16 protein-coding genes are annotated in these 13,716 nt (G+C 72.5%); 7 read left to right on the forward strand and 9 right to left on the reverse strand.

Annotation, left to right across the window (positions count from 1 at the left end):
* Positions 1-233 precede the first annotated feature (233 nt).
* Entirely contained in the window at positions 234-701 is a 468-nt protein-coding gene (locus tag AB0M30_RS05610; RefSeq protein ID WP_364580262.1) for an SRPBCC family protein, read from the reverse strand.
* Between the two features lie 82 nt (positions 702-783).
* Here AB0M30_RS05610 and AB0M30_RS05615 point away from each other — a divergent pair, with 82 nt between their 5' ends.
* Both AB0M30_RS05615 and AB0M30_RS05620 read left to right on the forward strand, forming a co-directional pair.
* A complete protein-coding gene (locus AB0M30_RS05615; protein ID WP_364580265.1) occupies positions 784-1,767 on the forward strand; it encodes a YihY/virulence factor BrkB family protein in 984 nt (327 codons plus the stop codon).
* Positions 1,768-1,771: 4 nt separating this feature from the next.
* Positions 1,772-2,152, forward strand: a complete 381-nt coding sequence (locus AB0M30_RS05620) for a VOC family protein (protein WP_364580268.1) — start codon at positions 1,772-1,774, stop codon at positions 2,150-2,152.
* 530 nt (positions 2,153-2,682) lie between these two features.
* Here AB0M30_RS05620 and AB0M30_RS05625 read toward each other — a convergent pair.
* Together AB0M30_RS05625 and AB0M30_RS05630 are read right to left on the reverse strand one after the other, a co-directional pair.
* Positions 2,683-3,012, reverse strand: a complete 330-nt coding sequence (locus AB0M30_RS05625; protein ID WP_364580271.1) for a hypothetical protein — start codon at positions 3,010-3,012, stop codon at positions 2,683-2,685.
* An 81-nt stretch (positions 3,013-3,093) separates the two neighbouring features.
* Entirely contained in the window at positions 3,094-4,107 is a 1,014-nt protein-coding gene (locus tag AB0M30_RS05630) for a DNA topoisomerase IB (RefSeq protein ID WP_364580274.1), read from the reverse strand.
* 91 nt (positions 4,108-4,198) lie between these two features.
* On the opposite strand from AB0M30_RS05630, the gene AB0M30_RS05635 reads away from it, so the two are divergent.
* Positions 4,199-4,726 (forward strand): DUF1360 domain-containing protein, encoded by a 528-nt coding sequence (locus AB0M30_RS05635; RefSeq protein WP_364580277.1) that lies wholly within the window; start codon positions 4,199-4,201, stop codon positions 4,724-4,726.
* A gap of 56 nt (positions 4,727-4,782) precedes the next feature.
* On the opposite strand, the gene AB0M30_RS05640 is transcribed toward AB0M30_RS05635, so the two are convergent.
* Positions 4,783-6,300, reverse strand: coding sequence for an FAD-dependent oxidoreductase (locus AB0M30_RS05640; protein WP_364580280.1), 1,518 nt, complete (start codon positions 6,298-6,300; stop codon positions 4,783-4,785).
* An 83-nt stretch (positions 6,301-6,383) separates the two neighbouring features.
* Here AB0M30_RS05640 and AB0M30_RS05645 point away from each other — a divergent pair, with 83 nt between their 5' ends.
* Positions 6,384-7,658, forward strand: coding sequence for an ATP-grasp domain-containing protein (locus tag AB0M30_RS05645; RefSeq protein ID WP_364580283.1), 1,275 nt, complete (start codon positions 6,384-6,386; stop codon positions 7,656-7,658).
* 66 nt (positions 7,659-7,724) lie between these two features.
* On the opposite strand, the gene AB0M30_RS05650 is transcribed toward AB0M30_RS05645, so the two are convergent.
* Complete coding sequence (locus AB0M30_RS05650; RefSeq protein WP_014467084.1) at positions 7,725-7,889, reverse strand: hypothetical protein; 165 nt, start codon at positions 7,887-7,889, stop codon at positions 7,725-7,727.
* A 156-nt stretch (positions 7,890-8,045) separates the two neighbouring features.
* On the opposite strand from AB0M30_RS05650, the gene AB0M30_RS05655 reads away from it, so the two are divergent.
* Together AB0M30_RS05655 and AB0M30_RS05660 are read left to right on the forward strand one after the other, a co-directional pair.
* Positions 8,046-8,765 (forward strand): methyltransferase, encoded by a 720-nt coding sequence (locus tag AB0M30_RS05655; protein WP_103338992.1) that lies wholly within the window; start codon positions 8,046-8,048, stop codon positions 8,763-8,765.
* Positions 8,752-8,964, forward strand: coding sequence for a CDGSH iron-sulfur domain-containing protein (locus AB0M30_RS05660; RefSeq protein ID WP_103338993.1), 213 nt, complete (start codon positions 8,752-8,754; stop codon positions 8,962-8,964). The genes AB0M30_RS05655 and AB0M30_RS05660 overlap by 14 nt, the downstream gene beginning before the upstream one ends.
* A gap of 49 nt (positions 8,965-9,013) precedes the next feature.
* Here the strand turns inward: AB0M30_RS05660 and AB0M30_RS05665 are convergent, their stop codons facing one another.
* Both AB0M30_RS05665 and AB0M30_RS05670 read right to left on the reverse strand, forming a co-directional pair.
* Entirely contained in the window at positions 9,014-10,009 is a 996-nt protein-coding gene (locus tag AB0M30_RS05665) for an iron-containing redox enzyme family protein (RefSeq protein ID WP_364580286.1), read from the reverse strand.
* Positions 10,010-10,017: 8 nt separating this feature from the next.
* Positions 10,018-11,151 (reverse strand): glutamate--cysteine ligase, encoded by a 1,134-nt coding sequence (locus AB0M30_RS05670; protein WP_364580289.1) that lies wholly within the window; start codon positions 11,149-11,151, stop codon positions 10,018-10,020.
* A 106-nt stretch (positions 11,152-11,257) separates the two neighbouring features.
* Here AB0M30_RS05670 and AB0M30_RS05675 point away from each other — a divergent pair, with 106 nt between their 5' ends.
* Positions 11,258-11,644: an STAS domain-containing protein gene (locus AB0M30_RS05675; protein WP_364580291.1), complete on the forward strand. Its 387-nt coding sequence runs from the start codon at positions 11,258-11,260 to the stop codon at positions 11,642-11,644.
* Positions 11,645-11,689: 45 nt separating this feature from the next.
* Here the strand turns inward: AB0M30_RS05675 and AB0M30_RS05680 are convergent, their stop codons facing one another.
* Together AB0M30_RS05680 and AB0M30_RS05685 are read right to left on the reverse strand one after the other, a co-directional pair.
* Positions 11,690-12,421: a hypothetical protein gene (locus tag AB0M30_RS05680; protein WP_364580294.1), complete on the reverse strand. Its 732-nt coding sequence runs from the start codon at positions 12,419-12,421 to the stop codon at positions 11,690-11,692.
* A 111-nt stretch (positions 12,422-12,532) separates the two neighbouring features.
* Positions 12,533-13,627 (reverse strand): glutamate--cysteine ligase, encoded by a 1,095-nt coding sequence (locus AB0M30_RS05685; RefSeq protein ID WP_364580297.1) that lies wholly within the window; start codon positions 13,625-13,627, stop codon positions 12,533-12,535.
* Positions 13,628-13,716: the final 89 nt, after the last annotated feature.

A 13,716-nucleotide genomic window follows, 5' to 3' on the forward strand; every position in this document is an offset into this window, starting at 1 on the left:
TGAGCGCAACCGAATTCCGTGCGGCGGTGACCAGGGCCGCTGAGCGCAACCGAATTCCGTGCGGCGGTGACCAGGGCCGCCGAGCGCGGCCGAATCCCGCGCCGCGGTGACCAGGGCAACCGAGCGCGGCCGAATCCCGCGCGGCGGTGACCAGGGCCGCCGAGGGCGTCGACCTGGGCTGGGCCACCGCTCTCCCCTCAGCCGAGCCCTCGAGCTGTGGAGACGGGCGCGGCCTACGGGCTCGGGTGGCCGTGCCGGGCGCGGGCGTACTTGCCCGTCGCCAAGTCCGCCAGCCGGGCCAGCGACTCCGTGTTGCGCGGCTTCGCGATCAGCGCCTGGACCGCCGCCGGGAGCACCTTGCCCGGTCCGCGGGTGATGTGCTCGGTCATCCGGACCAGCGTCTGCGCGTCGCCGTGGGGGACCAGCGTCAGGCCCACCGCGGCCGCTCCCAGGGGCCAGCCGTGCGCCTCCAGTGACAGCGACAGGCCCGGCTCGACCGCCCGGACCACCGTCACGTCCTGGATGTGCACCGGCCACGGGCCCACGCTGTGGTGGATCCGGGAGCCCACTGCCGGCCAGTCCTCGTCGACGTCGCGGATGTGGGAACTGCCGACCACCCAGCCGGCGTAGAGCCAGCCGTCGGCGAGCACCGCGAACACGGCGTCGGGCGGTACGTCGATCACGCGGCTGACCTCGGGCACGGCTTCCTCCTGGTTCGAGTGACGAAACAGGCATACCCACTCCCGGACGGGGTATGCCCGCCGGACCGAGCAGGAGGTGGCGATGGTGGCCGGACACGGAAAAGCACCCGACGGACCCGGGGAACTCTCGAAGCGGTCGTGGGGTGCGGCGCTCAAACGGACGTTCAAGCAGTTCAACCGGGACAACCTCACCGACTGGGCGGCGGCGCTCACCTACTACGGCGTGCTGTCGCTGTTCCCGGGCATCATCGTGCTCACCGCGATCCTCGGCCTGCTCGGCCCGGACAAGATCCAGACGGTGATCGACAACGTCAACCAGCTCGTCCCCGGCCAGGGCAAGGACATCCTCGTCGGCGCGATCAAGGAGCTGACGGGCTCGCGCAGCCTGGCCGGCCCGCTGGCGATCCTGGGGCTGCTGGGTGCGCTGTGGTCGGCGTCGGGCTACATCGGCGCGTTCATGCGGGCGTCGAACGCGATCTACGGCATGCCCGAGGGCCGGCCGATCTACAAGGTCATCCCGCTGCGGGTGGCGCTGACGATCGCCATCGTGGTGCTGCTGGCGCTGTGCGCGCTGGGCGTGGTCGCCACGGGCTCGGTGGCGCGCCGGATCGGCGACCTGATCGGGCTGGGGTCGACCGGGGTTCTGGTGTGGGAAATCGCGAAGTGGCCGGTGATCGCGCTGCTGGTGAGCGTGGCGTTCGCGCTGCTGTACTGGGTGGGGCCGAACGTGCGGCAGCCGGGGTTCAAGTGGCTGACGCCGGGCGGGCTGCTGGCCGTGGTGCTGTGGGTGCTGGCGTCGGCCGGTTTCGCGCTGTACGTCGCGAATTTCGGTTCCTACAACAAGACCTACGGTTCGCTGGCCGGGGTGATCGCGTTCCTTGTATGGTTGTGGATCTCCAACCTCGCGATTCTGCTGGGGGCCGAGCTGGACGCGGAGCTGGCCCGCGGCCGCACGATCGAGGCGGGGCGCGTGGAGGACCAGGAGGAGCCGTTCCTGCCGCCGCGGGACACGAAGGCGATGGACGACGACGAAGCCGCGGCGGTGGCGGAGTCCGAACGGAAGTGAGCGGATGGCCTGCCGGATCACCGAACTGGTGCTGGACTGCCACGACCCCGACCGCCTGGCGGAGTTCTGGTGCGCGGTCCTCGGCTACGAGGTGACCGGCCACGAGCCGGACGGCCTGGCCCTGGGCCCGGCGGGCGCCCGGTTCGGCGAAGGCCCGCTGACCCTGATCCTGGCCCGGACGGACAACCCTCGCCGGGGCAAGCTCCCGCTGCACCTCGACGTGAGCCCGGCGGGGGTGGACCAGCAGGCGGAGCTCGAGCGCTTGACGGCCCTGGGCGCCCGCCCGGCGGACGTGGGCCAGACCGGGCAGGAGTCGTGGGTGGTGCTGCAGGACCCGGAGGGCAACGAGTTCTGCCTGCTGCGCACGGACGTGGGCGCGACCTGAGTTCTGCCGCGGCCTGATCTCCGCTGCGGCCGCGGCTATGGCTGCTGCGCCGGCGAGTGCCCCAATGTGGCGTTGGATTGCGCTGGGCGCGGCGGGGGCCGTGCTGGGTCCGGCGGGGCCGTGCTGGGCGCAGCGAGGGCCGCGTTGGGTGCGGTTGGGCGCATCGAGAGGCAGCGACGGCCGCGTTGGGTGCGTCGGGCGCACCGAGGGCGGCTTTAGGTGCTTTGGGGCGCACCGAGAGGGCAGCGAGAGCGGCTTTGGGTGCAGCGAGGGCGGCTTGAGGTGCGTTGGATGCAGCGAGGGTCCCGTTGGGGTCATTGGGCGCGGCGAGGGCCCATACTGGGCGCGGTGGGCGCACCGAGGCCACCTTGCTCGCGTGGGCGCAGCGAAGGCCGCGTTGGGTGCGGCGAGGGCCGCGTTGCGTGCGTTGGGCGCAGCGAGGGCCGCGTTGGCATACCCAAGGGCCACGCTGGGGGCGTTAGCGCACCCAGGCCACCTTGGGGGCGTGCCTCAGCCGACCGGGCCGGACCTCACCGATCGTCGGCCGCACAACGGCGCCACTGGACCTGGTCGCCGGCTCGGTCGGCGTGCCAGACCGGCGCCGGCTCGGGCTCCCAGGTCGGGAGCAGCTGGTCCGGCACTATCCGGCCCCGGGCCACCCGGCCGAACAACTCCACCCCGTCGCGCCGGCGAGCCGCCGGGATCCACGCCGGGAACCGGGTGCGGGGCAGTTTTCGCTCGATCCACTCCCGCGCCGACCCCTCACTCCCGTGGTCGGACTCGACGATGCTCGAGACCGGCCCGCCGTCGCCCACGGTGAGGCTGATCGACGCGCGCCAGCGCACTGCGGAGGAAGTCATCCCCTCAAGGTTCCCCGACGACCGCGGCCGCGGGCCAGTACACGTTCGGATGGATCCCACCGGGCCTCCCACTCCACACCGTCACGACGCGTTCAGCAGCCGCGCGCACGCCTTCTCCAGCACCGCCCGTGCCTCGTCCCCGTCGAGCTTCGCCGCGCGCTTGAGCGCCGGGGCGATCGTCCGTTCGGCGCGGTAGGCCTCCACCAGCCGGGGGTCCACATAGGACGACCGGCAGACCGCGGGGGTGTTCCCCAGCGCCGTCGAGACCTCCTTCATCACCTTCGCCTCCGCGCGCTTGCGGGCCGTTTCGGACGTCGGCGGGTCCACCGTGGCGAACGCCGTTGCCGCCAGTACCGTCGCGTTCCACGTCCGCATGTCCTTCGCCGTGCAGTCCTCGCCCGCCAGCTCCTTGAACCGCTCGTTGATGTCCGCGGCGTGCACCTCGTGCCACGTGCCGCCCTCGCGGTAGACCAGCAGCCGGTCGCTGCCCGAGCGGCTGCGCAGCAGCGACTTCAGCACCGCGGCCAGCTCGGCGTCGCAGATGGCCACCTCACGACCGAGGCCACCCTTGGCGACGTAGCAGAAGCGGCACTCGTCGCCCCGGACCGCGGCGTGCGAGCGCAGCAGCGTCGCGACGCCGTGAGTGCCGTTCTCCTCCGCGTACTCCTCGCCGCCGGTGCGGAAGATGCCCCGGTCGAGCATCCGCAACGCCGCCGCCAGCACCCGCTTGCGCGTCAGGCCGGGCTCGGCGAGGTCCTCGGCCACCGAAGCGCGCCACTGCGGCAGCCGGCGGGCCATCTGCAGCACGCGGTCGTGCTTCTCCTCGTCCCGGTCACGCCGCCATTGCTCGTGGTAGAGGTACTGGCGCCGCCCGGCGTCGTCGGTGCCGACCGCCTGGACGTGCCCGTTCGGGTACGGGCAGATCCACACGTTCCGCCAGGCCGGCGGGATGACGAGGTCCTTGATCCGGGCCAGGAGCTCGTCGTCGGTCACCGGAGAGCCGTCGGGCATGGCATAGGAGAACCCGCGGCCGCGGCGGATGCGCTTGATGCCCGGGCCGCGCAGGTCACTGCGCCGGAGTCTGGTGCGTCCCACCGCCGCGAAATACCCGCCAGGCGTACCGGGAAACCATGATTGCCGCCCGCGGCGGCGGGTAGCCCGCCCAGGAGCACCGGAAGGAGCACCGATGACCAGCGTGGTCGAAGAGGTCACCGAGAAGGCGAAGCGGGTTCAGCGCAGCTACGCCGGCGGGGAAGACCGGCCGCTGGCCGGGTACGCCGTCGCGATGGGCGCCTACAGCGGGCTGGTGGGCGGGCTGGCGCTGCTCGGCCGCGCCGTCGGGGCCCGGTTGCCGCAGCGGTTCGGCGCCGGCGACACGGTCCTGCTGGGCGCGGCGACGTTCAAGGCCAGCCGCCTGCTCGCCAAGGACGCGGTCACCAGCCCGCTGCGCGCCCCGTTCACCCGGTACGAAGAGCCGGCCGGCGACGACGAGCTGAACGAGTCCGTCCCCGCGAAGGGACACGTCGAGCACGCGGTCGGCGAGCTCGTGTCGTGCCCGTTCTGCCTGAACGTCTGGGTCGGCACCGGGCTGGCCGCCGGGCTGGTGATCGCGCCGCGCGCGACCCGGCTGGCGGCCACGGTGCTGACGGCCGTCGGCCTGGCCGACGCCCTGCACCTGCTGTACGACGCGGGCAAGAAACTGGCGTCCGGCTGACAAGACCCGGCGGGGGACGTTCCTCGGTGCAGAGGGGAGGAACGTTCCCCGCCGGCTCATTCCGGGCCGCGGCGCAGCGGGCGGACCGCCGGGCCCTGCACCACTTCGCCGTCGACGCCGAACCGCGAGCCGTGGCAGGGGCAGTCCCAGGTCTTCTCCGCGTCGTTGAACGAAACCAGGCACCCCAGGTGGGTGCAGTGCGCGCCGACCGTGTGCAGCCGGCCGGCGTCGTCGCGGTGGGCCGCGACGAGCTCGCCGCCCACGCGGACGACCTCGGCCTCCCCGGGCCGGAGGTCGTCGAGCTTCTCGGACCGCCACAGCGCGGCGACGTGGTCGCCGACGAGGTACTTCGCGACGGTGAGGTTGTCCTGCGCCACCTCGAGCACGGAACGGGCGTCGAAGCGGTTGGGGTCGAACAGGTCCGCGGCCGGGTGCGGCTCGCCGAGGATCCGCGCCGCCAGCACGTGGCCCGCGGCCGTCCCGCCGGTCATGCCCCACTGGCCGAACCCGGTGGCCACCCACAGGTTCTTCGTCCCGGGCAGGTAGCGGCCGATGTAGGGCAGCAGATCGAGCGTCGACATGTCGTGGGCGGACCACCGGTGGGTCACCCGGTGCAGGCCCGCGTGCGCGTCGGCCCACTCCGCGAGCCGCCGGTACCGGCGTTCGACGTTGACGTGCGCGCCCACCCGGTAGTGCTCGCCGCCGGCGATCACCAGCTGCGTCCCCTGTTCGGTGTACCCGCGCACGGAGTGGTGCGTGTCGGCGTCGAGGAACATGCCCGCCGGCGCGGTGCCGCCCGCCGCCGGGCCCGCCACGACGAGGTCGCGCACCGGGTCGAGCCGGGCGAAGTACAGGCCGCGGTCGAGCACCGGGTAGTGGGTCGCGACGACCACTTCGCCCGCCACGACGTCGCCCCGCGAAGTGCGGACGGTCTGCCCGTTGACCGCGGTCGCCCGGGCGTGCTCGACGATGGTGCCGCCCGCCCGCTCGATCTCGGCGGCCAGGCCGAGCAGCCACCGGCGTGGGTGGAAGTGCGCCTGCCCGGTGGTCCGCACGGCCCCGAGCGCGGGTACGTCGAGCGCGACTTCTTCGGTGAACGACGCCGGCAAGCCCGCCGCGGCGGCCGCGTCCGCTTCCCGCTTGAGGGAGTCCACGGTGCTTTCCCGCGTCGTGTAGACGTAGCTGTCGGCGCGGGTGAACCCGCAGTCGATGCCCAGTTCGGCCGCCGTGGCCGCGATCCATTCGAGCGCCGCCGCCTGGGTTCCGGCGTAGGCCTTCGCCGCGCCGGCGCCGTGGCGGGACGTCAGGTCCGCGTACTTGGCCCCGTGCTGCGCGCTGACCTTCGCGGTGGTGTGGCCGGACACCCCGGCCGCGACCCGCTCGGCCTCCAGCACGACGACCGACCGGCCGGCGCGCGCGAGCAGCAGGGCGGTGGTGAGCCCGGCGATGCCCGCGCCGAGCACCGCGACGTCGGCGGATTCCGGCACCGGCACGCCGGTGCGGTCCGGGGAAGGGGCGGTTTCCACCCACAGCGAAAGCGGATCGGGCAGGACGGGTTGAGACGGCACAGCCATGCCTGCGAATGCCCGCTGACGGCCCGGCCAAACCGGCCATCCGGCCCGTTTGGCCCGCTCGAGGCGTCGGGTAGCCCGTTCGCATGAGTACCGACATCTTCGTGATCGGCCTGGACGAGGAGAACCAGCGCGTCCTCGAGCGCCTGCCGTGGGCCGCGAGCTACCGGTTCCACGGCCTGCTGACCCCCGAAGAGCTGCAGCACGGGGAAATCGACTTCGAAGCGTTGTTGAAGACGGCGCAGCACGAACTGGACGCCTTCGACGGCGAGGTCGGCGCGATCGTCAGCTATTGGGATTTCCCCGCCGCAACGCTCGTCCCCATCCTGTGCGGCCGCTACGGCTTGCCCAGTGTGTCGCTGGAAGCCGTGCTGAAGTGCGAGCACAAGTACTGGAGCCGGCTCGAACAGAGAACGGTGATCGACGAGCTGCCGAACTTCGGCATCGTCGACCTCGACGACGAGAAACCCGCCCCGCCGGAAGGCGTCGGCTACCCGATGTGGCTCAAGCCGGTGAAGTCCTTCTCCTCCGAACTCGCCTTCAAGGCCGGGAACGACGCCGAATTCGCCGACGCGGTGGCCGGGATCCGGGCCGGGGTCGGCCGCGTGGGGGAGCCGTTCGACTCCGTGCTCGCGCAGGTCGATCTCCCGCCGGAGATCGCCCGGGTCGGGGGCGCCGCCTGCCTGGCCGAAGAAGCGCTGCACGGCGTCCAGGCGGCCGTCGAAGGGTACGTCCACCGCGGCGAGGTCACCGTCTACGGCGCCCTCGACTCGATCAACTACCCGGACAGCTCGTCCTTCCTGCGCCACCAGTACCCGTCGCGGCTGGGGGAGGAGACCGGCCGGCGGATGCGGGACGTCGCCGAGCGGGTGATGCAGCAGATCGGCTTCGACAACGGGACCTTCAGCATCGAGTTCTTCTGCGACCCCGAGTCCGGCCAGGTGGCGCTGCTGGAGATCAACCCCCGGCATTCGCAGTCGCACGCGGAGCTGTTCGAGTTCGTCGACGGCGTCGCCAACCACGAGATCATGGTGCGCCTCGGCCTCGGCCAGGATCCCGGCCGCCGCCCCACCAAGGGCACGTACCAGATCGCCGGCAAGTGGTACCTGCGCCGGTTCGAGGACGGCGTGGTGACGCGGGTGCCGACCCCCGAGGAGATCGCCGCCGTGCAGGACCGCATCGACGGCACGCAGATCACGATCGTGCCGGAGGCGGGGCAGCGGCTGTCCGACCTGCCCGAGCAGGACAGCTACAGCTTCGAGCTGGCGCACCTGTTCGTCGCGGCGCACACCGAACACGAAATGGTGCAGAAGTACCGGGCGTGCGTGGACGCGCTGCCGTTCGAGTTCGCCGAAGCCTGACCCTGACACGGAAAAGCGGGGGTCGCGTTCGGACAGTCCGAACGCGACCCCCGCCTTTCCGGCCGGTCAGCCCGACTGCGGGTCGCTGTCGTCGTGCTCGTCGCCGCTCGACGTGCCCTGCTCGCCGCGCAGCGTCTCGCGCTGGGCTTCCGGCGTGTCGCCGTGCGGGTCGTCGCCGCGAGGGCCTTCGGCGGGGTCGGTCGGGTGCTGGGTGCGCTCTTCGGATGTCATTTCGTGCCTCCTTCCAGGGTCCTTTCCGTACCGGATACCCGGTCACGCCCGGCTCAACCGCCGGCGTTTGCCGCGATGATCGCCGGGTAAGCCCGGGAGCGACGCGGTTGTCCGCCGGCGATCGCGCCGGGACCGCGGCGAGTGAAGGAGACCCAGATGACCACGTCGGCGGAACCCGTCCGCCCGGGCCCCTTGGCCGCCCGGTCCGTCGTCCACCAGCCGGTGCCGGCCGCCCCGCGGATGCTGCGGCTGCCCGGCGTCTACCGCCCGCAGGAAGACACCGCCCTGCTCGCTTCGGCGATCGCCGAACTGGCGATCCCGGCCGGCGCGCGGGCCCTCGACCTGTGCACCGGCACCGGCGCGCAGGCGATCACGCTGGCCCGCCGCGGCGCGGGAACCGTGCTGGCCGTGGACCTTTCGCGCCGGGCGCTCGCCTCGGCGCGGCTCAACGCGCTGATCCGGCAGCTCGCCGTGCGCCCGTGCCGGGGAGGCCTCGCCAGAGCGCTGCGCGAGGGCCCGTTCGACGTCGTCGTCGCCAACCCGCCCTACGTGCCGTCTCCGGCACCGACGGTCCGGTCCACCCGGGGCTGGGACGCCGGCCGGGACGGCCGCGCGCTGCTGGACCCGCTGTGCGCCGCCGCGGGCACGCTGCTGCGCCCGGGCGGGACCATGCTGCTCGTCCACTCCACCCTGTCCGATGTGGACAAGTCGCGGGAAATGCTGGCCGCGCAAGGGCTTCGGGCATCGGTGGTGCGGCGGGCCCGGATCCCGTTCGGGCCGGTCCTGTCCGGGCGGACGGAGTTCCTCGAGGCGGCCGGGCTGATCGAGCCGGGCCAGCGGGTGGAGGAGCTGGTGGTGCTGCGTGCCGACCGCTGAGCGGGGCCCCCGCCGCGTGACCGTCGTTCCGGGCGGCCCGGTCCTGGTGGAGGGACCGGTCGAGCTGTGTACGCCCGAGGGCGAGCTCGTGCGGTCCGACCGGTTCGTGGTCGCGGTGTGCGCGTGCCGCCGCAGCAAGCGGTTCCCGTTCTGCGACACCAGTCACCGCAAACGCGTCCGCACGCAGACGGATGACTGACTACTGACGAAAATGGCCTCCCGGTGTGATCCGGGAGGCCATTTCCGCGTCACGTCCGCAGTGAGGACTTCCCGGCCTTCCAGCGGCTCAGCACCTGCTCGCCGAAGCGGCCCTCGAGGAACTCGGTCGCCTGGATGCCGAACACGACGTCGGCGGCCAGTTCGGGCTCCTGCTCCAGCAGGTCGCCGAGCACGTCGTGGCGCATGACCTGTTCGTGGACCGCGTCCGCTTCGATGTGCTCGGTGTAGAAGAACCGGCAGGCCTCCGGCGCGTCCAGCCGCCGCAAGGCCTGGTCCATCCGCTGCGCTGACGGTGCCGTCGTGATCTCCGCCGCCGCGAAGTGCCCGCACAGCGCACCCCGCAGCGACCGGTGCAGGCCGAACAGCGACATCATGTTGACGACCGCCAGCATCGCGCCGGGCACCTGGTCGATGAGCTCGAGGTAGCCGTCGGGCAGGCCGGCCGCGCGCAGCAGGTCGGTGTAGAGGCGCGCGTGCATCAGCTCCGCGCGGCCACCGCCGAACTCGTCGAACTCGACCGCCACCAGCGCGGCCTTGGCGCGGCCGCGCAGCCGGGGGATCACCCACGCGTGCGGGTCGGCTTCCTTGTGGTGGTAGACGGAGCGGTGCGTGAAGTACTCGCGCAGCTGCGTCCAGTCGCCGTGGTCGCGCAGGTAGTGCGAAACGCCTTCGACGTCGATCGGCTCGACCAGCAGGGCGTCGAGGGCCGCCGTGACGTCGCCGCCGCCGGCCACGTTGTCGCGGAGCGCGTCGAGGAACCGCGCCTCGAGCGCCCCGCGCAGGCGCAGCAGTTCCGGGTCCCATTCCCAATCGGGGGACACGCCGGGCAGGCCCTGGTAGTGCAGTTCGTAGCACAGGTGCAGCGCCAGCTGGAGGTCGTCGCCGAGCGGGTCGGCGTCGGCGAGGCCGTCGAAGTCCAGGTCCGCCCGCGGGTGCTCGCGCAGCAACGTGGAGAGCACCGACTCCGAAAGCGGGCCCCGGGCGGCCGGCAGGGTGGCCGCTCCGGCTGTGGTGGAAGTCGTCATGATCCCGGCTACCCGGTCAGCAGCGTTCCATGCGCCGCAGGCACGGTCGCCGCGGTGAGCCACCGCACCGCGGCCGCCGTTTCCCGATCGGCGACGGCGCGCTGCCGCGCGGCGCCGGTACCGCCGTCGCGGACCGCGTCGACGAGCTTCCGGACCTCGGCCAGGTCACCGCTCTCTTCCAGGGGCGCCCGGACGTGGGCGAGAAGCTCGTCGACGAGCGTCCACGCGGGACGGCGGGTTTCCGCCGCGGCGTCCACGAGGTCTCCGGAGAGGCCGTGGCGCGCCGCGGCCCACACCGCGGCCGCGGCCACCTGCGGCGACAGCGGCGTGGCTTCCCGGCCGCAGGCGAGATCGGTGAGGGCGCGCTGCACCAGCGCCCGGCTCAGGAGGGCCTGCAGCACCGCCTGGTCGACGGTCAGCGCGGTGTCGGCGACCCGGAACTCGACCGTGGGGAACCGGCCGGACGGGCGGGCCAGCCAGAACGTCTGGTCCGGGTCGACGAGCGCGCCGCAGCCGACCAGCGTCTCGACGGCCCGGCGGTACTCGGCGTGCCCGCTCAGGTGCGGGGCGACGCCGGCGCCGGGGAAGCGGGACTGCAGCACCATCCGCCAGCTGTCGTAGCCGGTGTCCCGGCCGTGGTCGAACGGCGAATTGCCGGAGAGGGCGAGCAGGGTGGGCAGCCACCGGCCGACGTGGTTGACGACGGCGACGGCGGTGTCGGGATCGGGCACCCCGACGTGGACGTGGCACCCGCAGGCCTCGTAGTCGGCGACGACCGCGCCGTAGGTGGCGTCGATCTCGGCGTACCGGCCGGTGCTCGCGGGCGGCTCCGTCGCCGGTCCGGGCCCGACCGGCGTGCCGACGGCCAGGAGCGCGCAGTCCTCGGCCGCCGCGGCACCGGCCAGCACGCGGCGCGCGGTGGTCAGCTGGTGGCGGAGCTCGTCGGCGGTGGTGCAGACGCCGGTGGCGGCTTCGAGCTGGGTGAGCCGCAGTTCCCGGTGCACCCGGACGCCCTCGGGCAGCGGCCCGTGGTGGCGGTACCGGGCCAGCACCGCTTCGGCGCACGGCGACGCGTGCCCCGTGCGGGGGTTCACGAGGAGGAACTCCTCTTCGACACCCATCGTGGGCGGGCCGTCGGACATGGGCGGGCTCCTTCCGGACCGGCTGGGGTTACCCGTTCCGGTGGCGTAAATGCGTCCGGGCGCCGGGCTGGTTTCGTGATGAGCGCCCCGCGGGTACTTCACACCCATGACGACCCACGAGCGGCTGCGGGTGACCGGGGTGGCCACCGCGCCGGTGCACCGCCTGCCCGCACCCCGCGCCCCGTCCGAAAGCGACCTGGGCAGCCGGATCCGGTGGAAGACCCCCGACGCGGTCGTGGTGGAGGTCCTGGGCGAAGTGGACCTCTGCTCGGTTGCTCGGCTGGCGGCCGTGCTGGACGAGCACCTCCGGGCGCGTCCGGGTGTCCTGCGGATCGACCTGGGGCAGGTCTGGTTCCTCGGTGCCGCGGGCATCCGCGTCCTGTTGCGCGCCCACCGCCATGCCGAGGCTGTGGGGGTCCACCTGGTCGTCGATCCTGGCCGGTCGCGGGCCGCGATCCGAGCGCTGGAACTGCTGGACCGGCTTCAGGGTTAGGGCGTCAGGCGACATCCCGACCGGGTGACCCGTGCGACGGGGACGTCACTTCTTGAGGGACATCCAAGAGGCGACCTCGGCCAGCGCGTCAAGTGTCTCGCCGTCGAAGCGACCGGTGGCGTTGTCGGCTTCGGCCACGACCATCCCGTAGCCCTCCGGGCGGGAGGCGTAATGCAGCCCGGTCATCTTCACTCCGGCCACTCCGAGCACCACGGCGACGTCCAGTGGCCGCACATCGCCGCTGCCCTGCACCCGCTCCACCTTTTCGAACGCGGCGGCTTGCTTCTTGCTGCGGAAGCCGACGCGCACCACCGAAATGACCGCGGCGTTGCCGTGCCCGTCCCCGACGGCCAACAGCATCCGGTGCAGGGACGAACACGGTGTTTTCGTCAGGAACTCCCGCACTTTGTCCGTGGCGGCCGCGACACACTCGGCCGCATGCTCGAGGTCGTGGACTTCCCGCTTGAGCTGTTTGACCTTCAACTTGCTCCACGCCTCGCCCGGCTTGCCCTTCTTCGCCGACTCGCGGCTTTCGGCCCGGCGGGTCTTGATCGATCGTCCCGGCAGCGAATCGACGACGTCACCAGCGGCATTGCCGGCGAAAACCTCGGATGCCGTTCCTGTTCCAACGCCGCCACCACCCGCTGACAGGCCGCCCGCACTCACCCCGGCGACGCCACCTCCAGCGAGGACGACCGCGGTCGCGACCGCCACCAACGGGCCCGCACCGCCTTCGATGTAGATCCGGTTTCCGTTCTTGGTGATCCAGCGACCCACGTGTGCGCTTCCCCTCGCAACTGTTCGTACGTCTCGCGAACGCGAGATGTGACTGAACATTTACGCATCGCACCAGTTGGCGGTTGCCCGCCATCCGAGTGAACGGCTCAGCTATTCACCCGTGAGCAGGTCGACGACGTCTTCGGCGCGGTTCCGTTCGGCGAACCGGCGCCGCTGCCGGTCGGCGCCGCCGCCCTCGGCGGCGAGCCGGGCCGTGCCCTCCCAGACGAAGTCGAGGTCGCCGGCCGCTTCCAGGGCCGGGGCCACGAGCTGCACCAGGTCGTCGAGCACCACCTTCGCCGGCTCCAAGTCCCCGCTCTTCGGGTGCGGGCAGCAGCCGGTGATCCCTTCGCGCGACGCGCGCCAGAGCTGGGCCCGGAGCACCTCGTTCGACAGGTGCGGCGCGGGCGCGTCCTCGGCCAGCGCGGTGGCGACCAGGGCGCGCGCCAGCACGCCCAGCAGCACCGCGTCTTCCGGCACCGCGGCGACGTCGGCGATGCGGAACTCCAGCGTCGGCTGCTTGTCCGACAGCCGCACGTCCCAGTAGATCATTCCGCGGTCGAGGATCGAGCCCGCGCGCAGCCAGCCGTCGACGATGCTTTCGTACTCGTCCAAGGACGCGAACCGCGGCGGCGGTCCCGCCGACGGCCAGCGGCTCCACTGCTGGTAACGCCAGCTGCAGTAGCCCGTGTCGTAGCCGTCGGAGATCGCCGAGTTCGCCGTCAGCGCGAGCAGGATGGGCAGCCACGGCCGGATCCGGTTCAGGACCTGGACGCCGCTCTCCTTGTCCGGGATCGCGACGTGCACGTGGCAGCCGCAGGTGAGCGACGTCCGCGCGGTGGCGCCGAAGTGCTCGGCCATCCGCTCGTAGCGCGGGTTCGGGGTGATGACGGGCGGGTCCGCTTCGAACAGCAGCGGGGACGCCGCGGGCAGCACGCGGTACCCGCGTCGCCGGGCGGCCCCGGCGAGGTCTTCGCGCAGGCCGCGCAGCTGGCGCAGGGCTTCGGTGTGGGTGCGGCAGACATCGGTCGCCGCCTCGGCCTGGGAGCGGGTGAGTTCGTGCTGGAGCTCGCCCTGGTCGTCGCCGGCGGCTTCCGCCGCGTCGACGACGTCGTCGCCGGCGTGGGACAGGTGCCCTCGGCGGTCGACGACGAAGAACTCCTCTTCGATGCCGAACGTCAGCACATCGCCTGTCGGTTGGTTCACCGGTGTTCTCCTGGGGGTTCGGGGACCGGTTGGATACCCGTGCGGCGGTTTCGGCAAACGGCGTTTTCCGGCGCGGGGAGTGGGTATTC

Source organism: Amycolatopsis sp. NPDC051716 (genome assembly GCF_040681595.1).
Taxonomy (GTDB): Bacteria; Actinomycetota; Actinomycetes; order Mycobacteriales; family Pseudonocardiaceae; genus Amycolatopsis.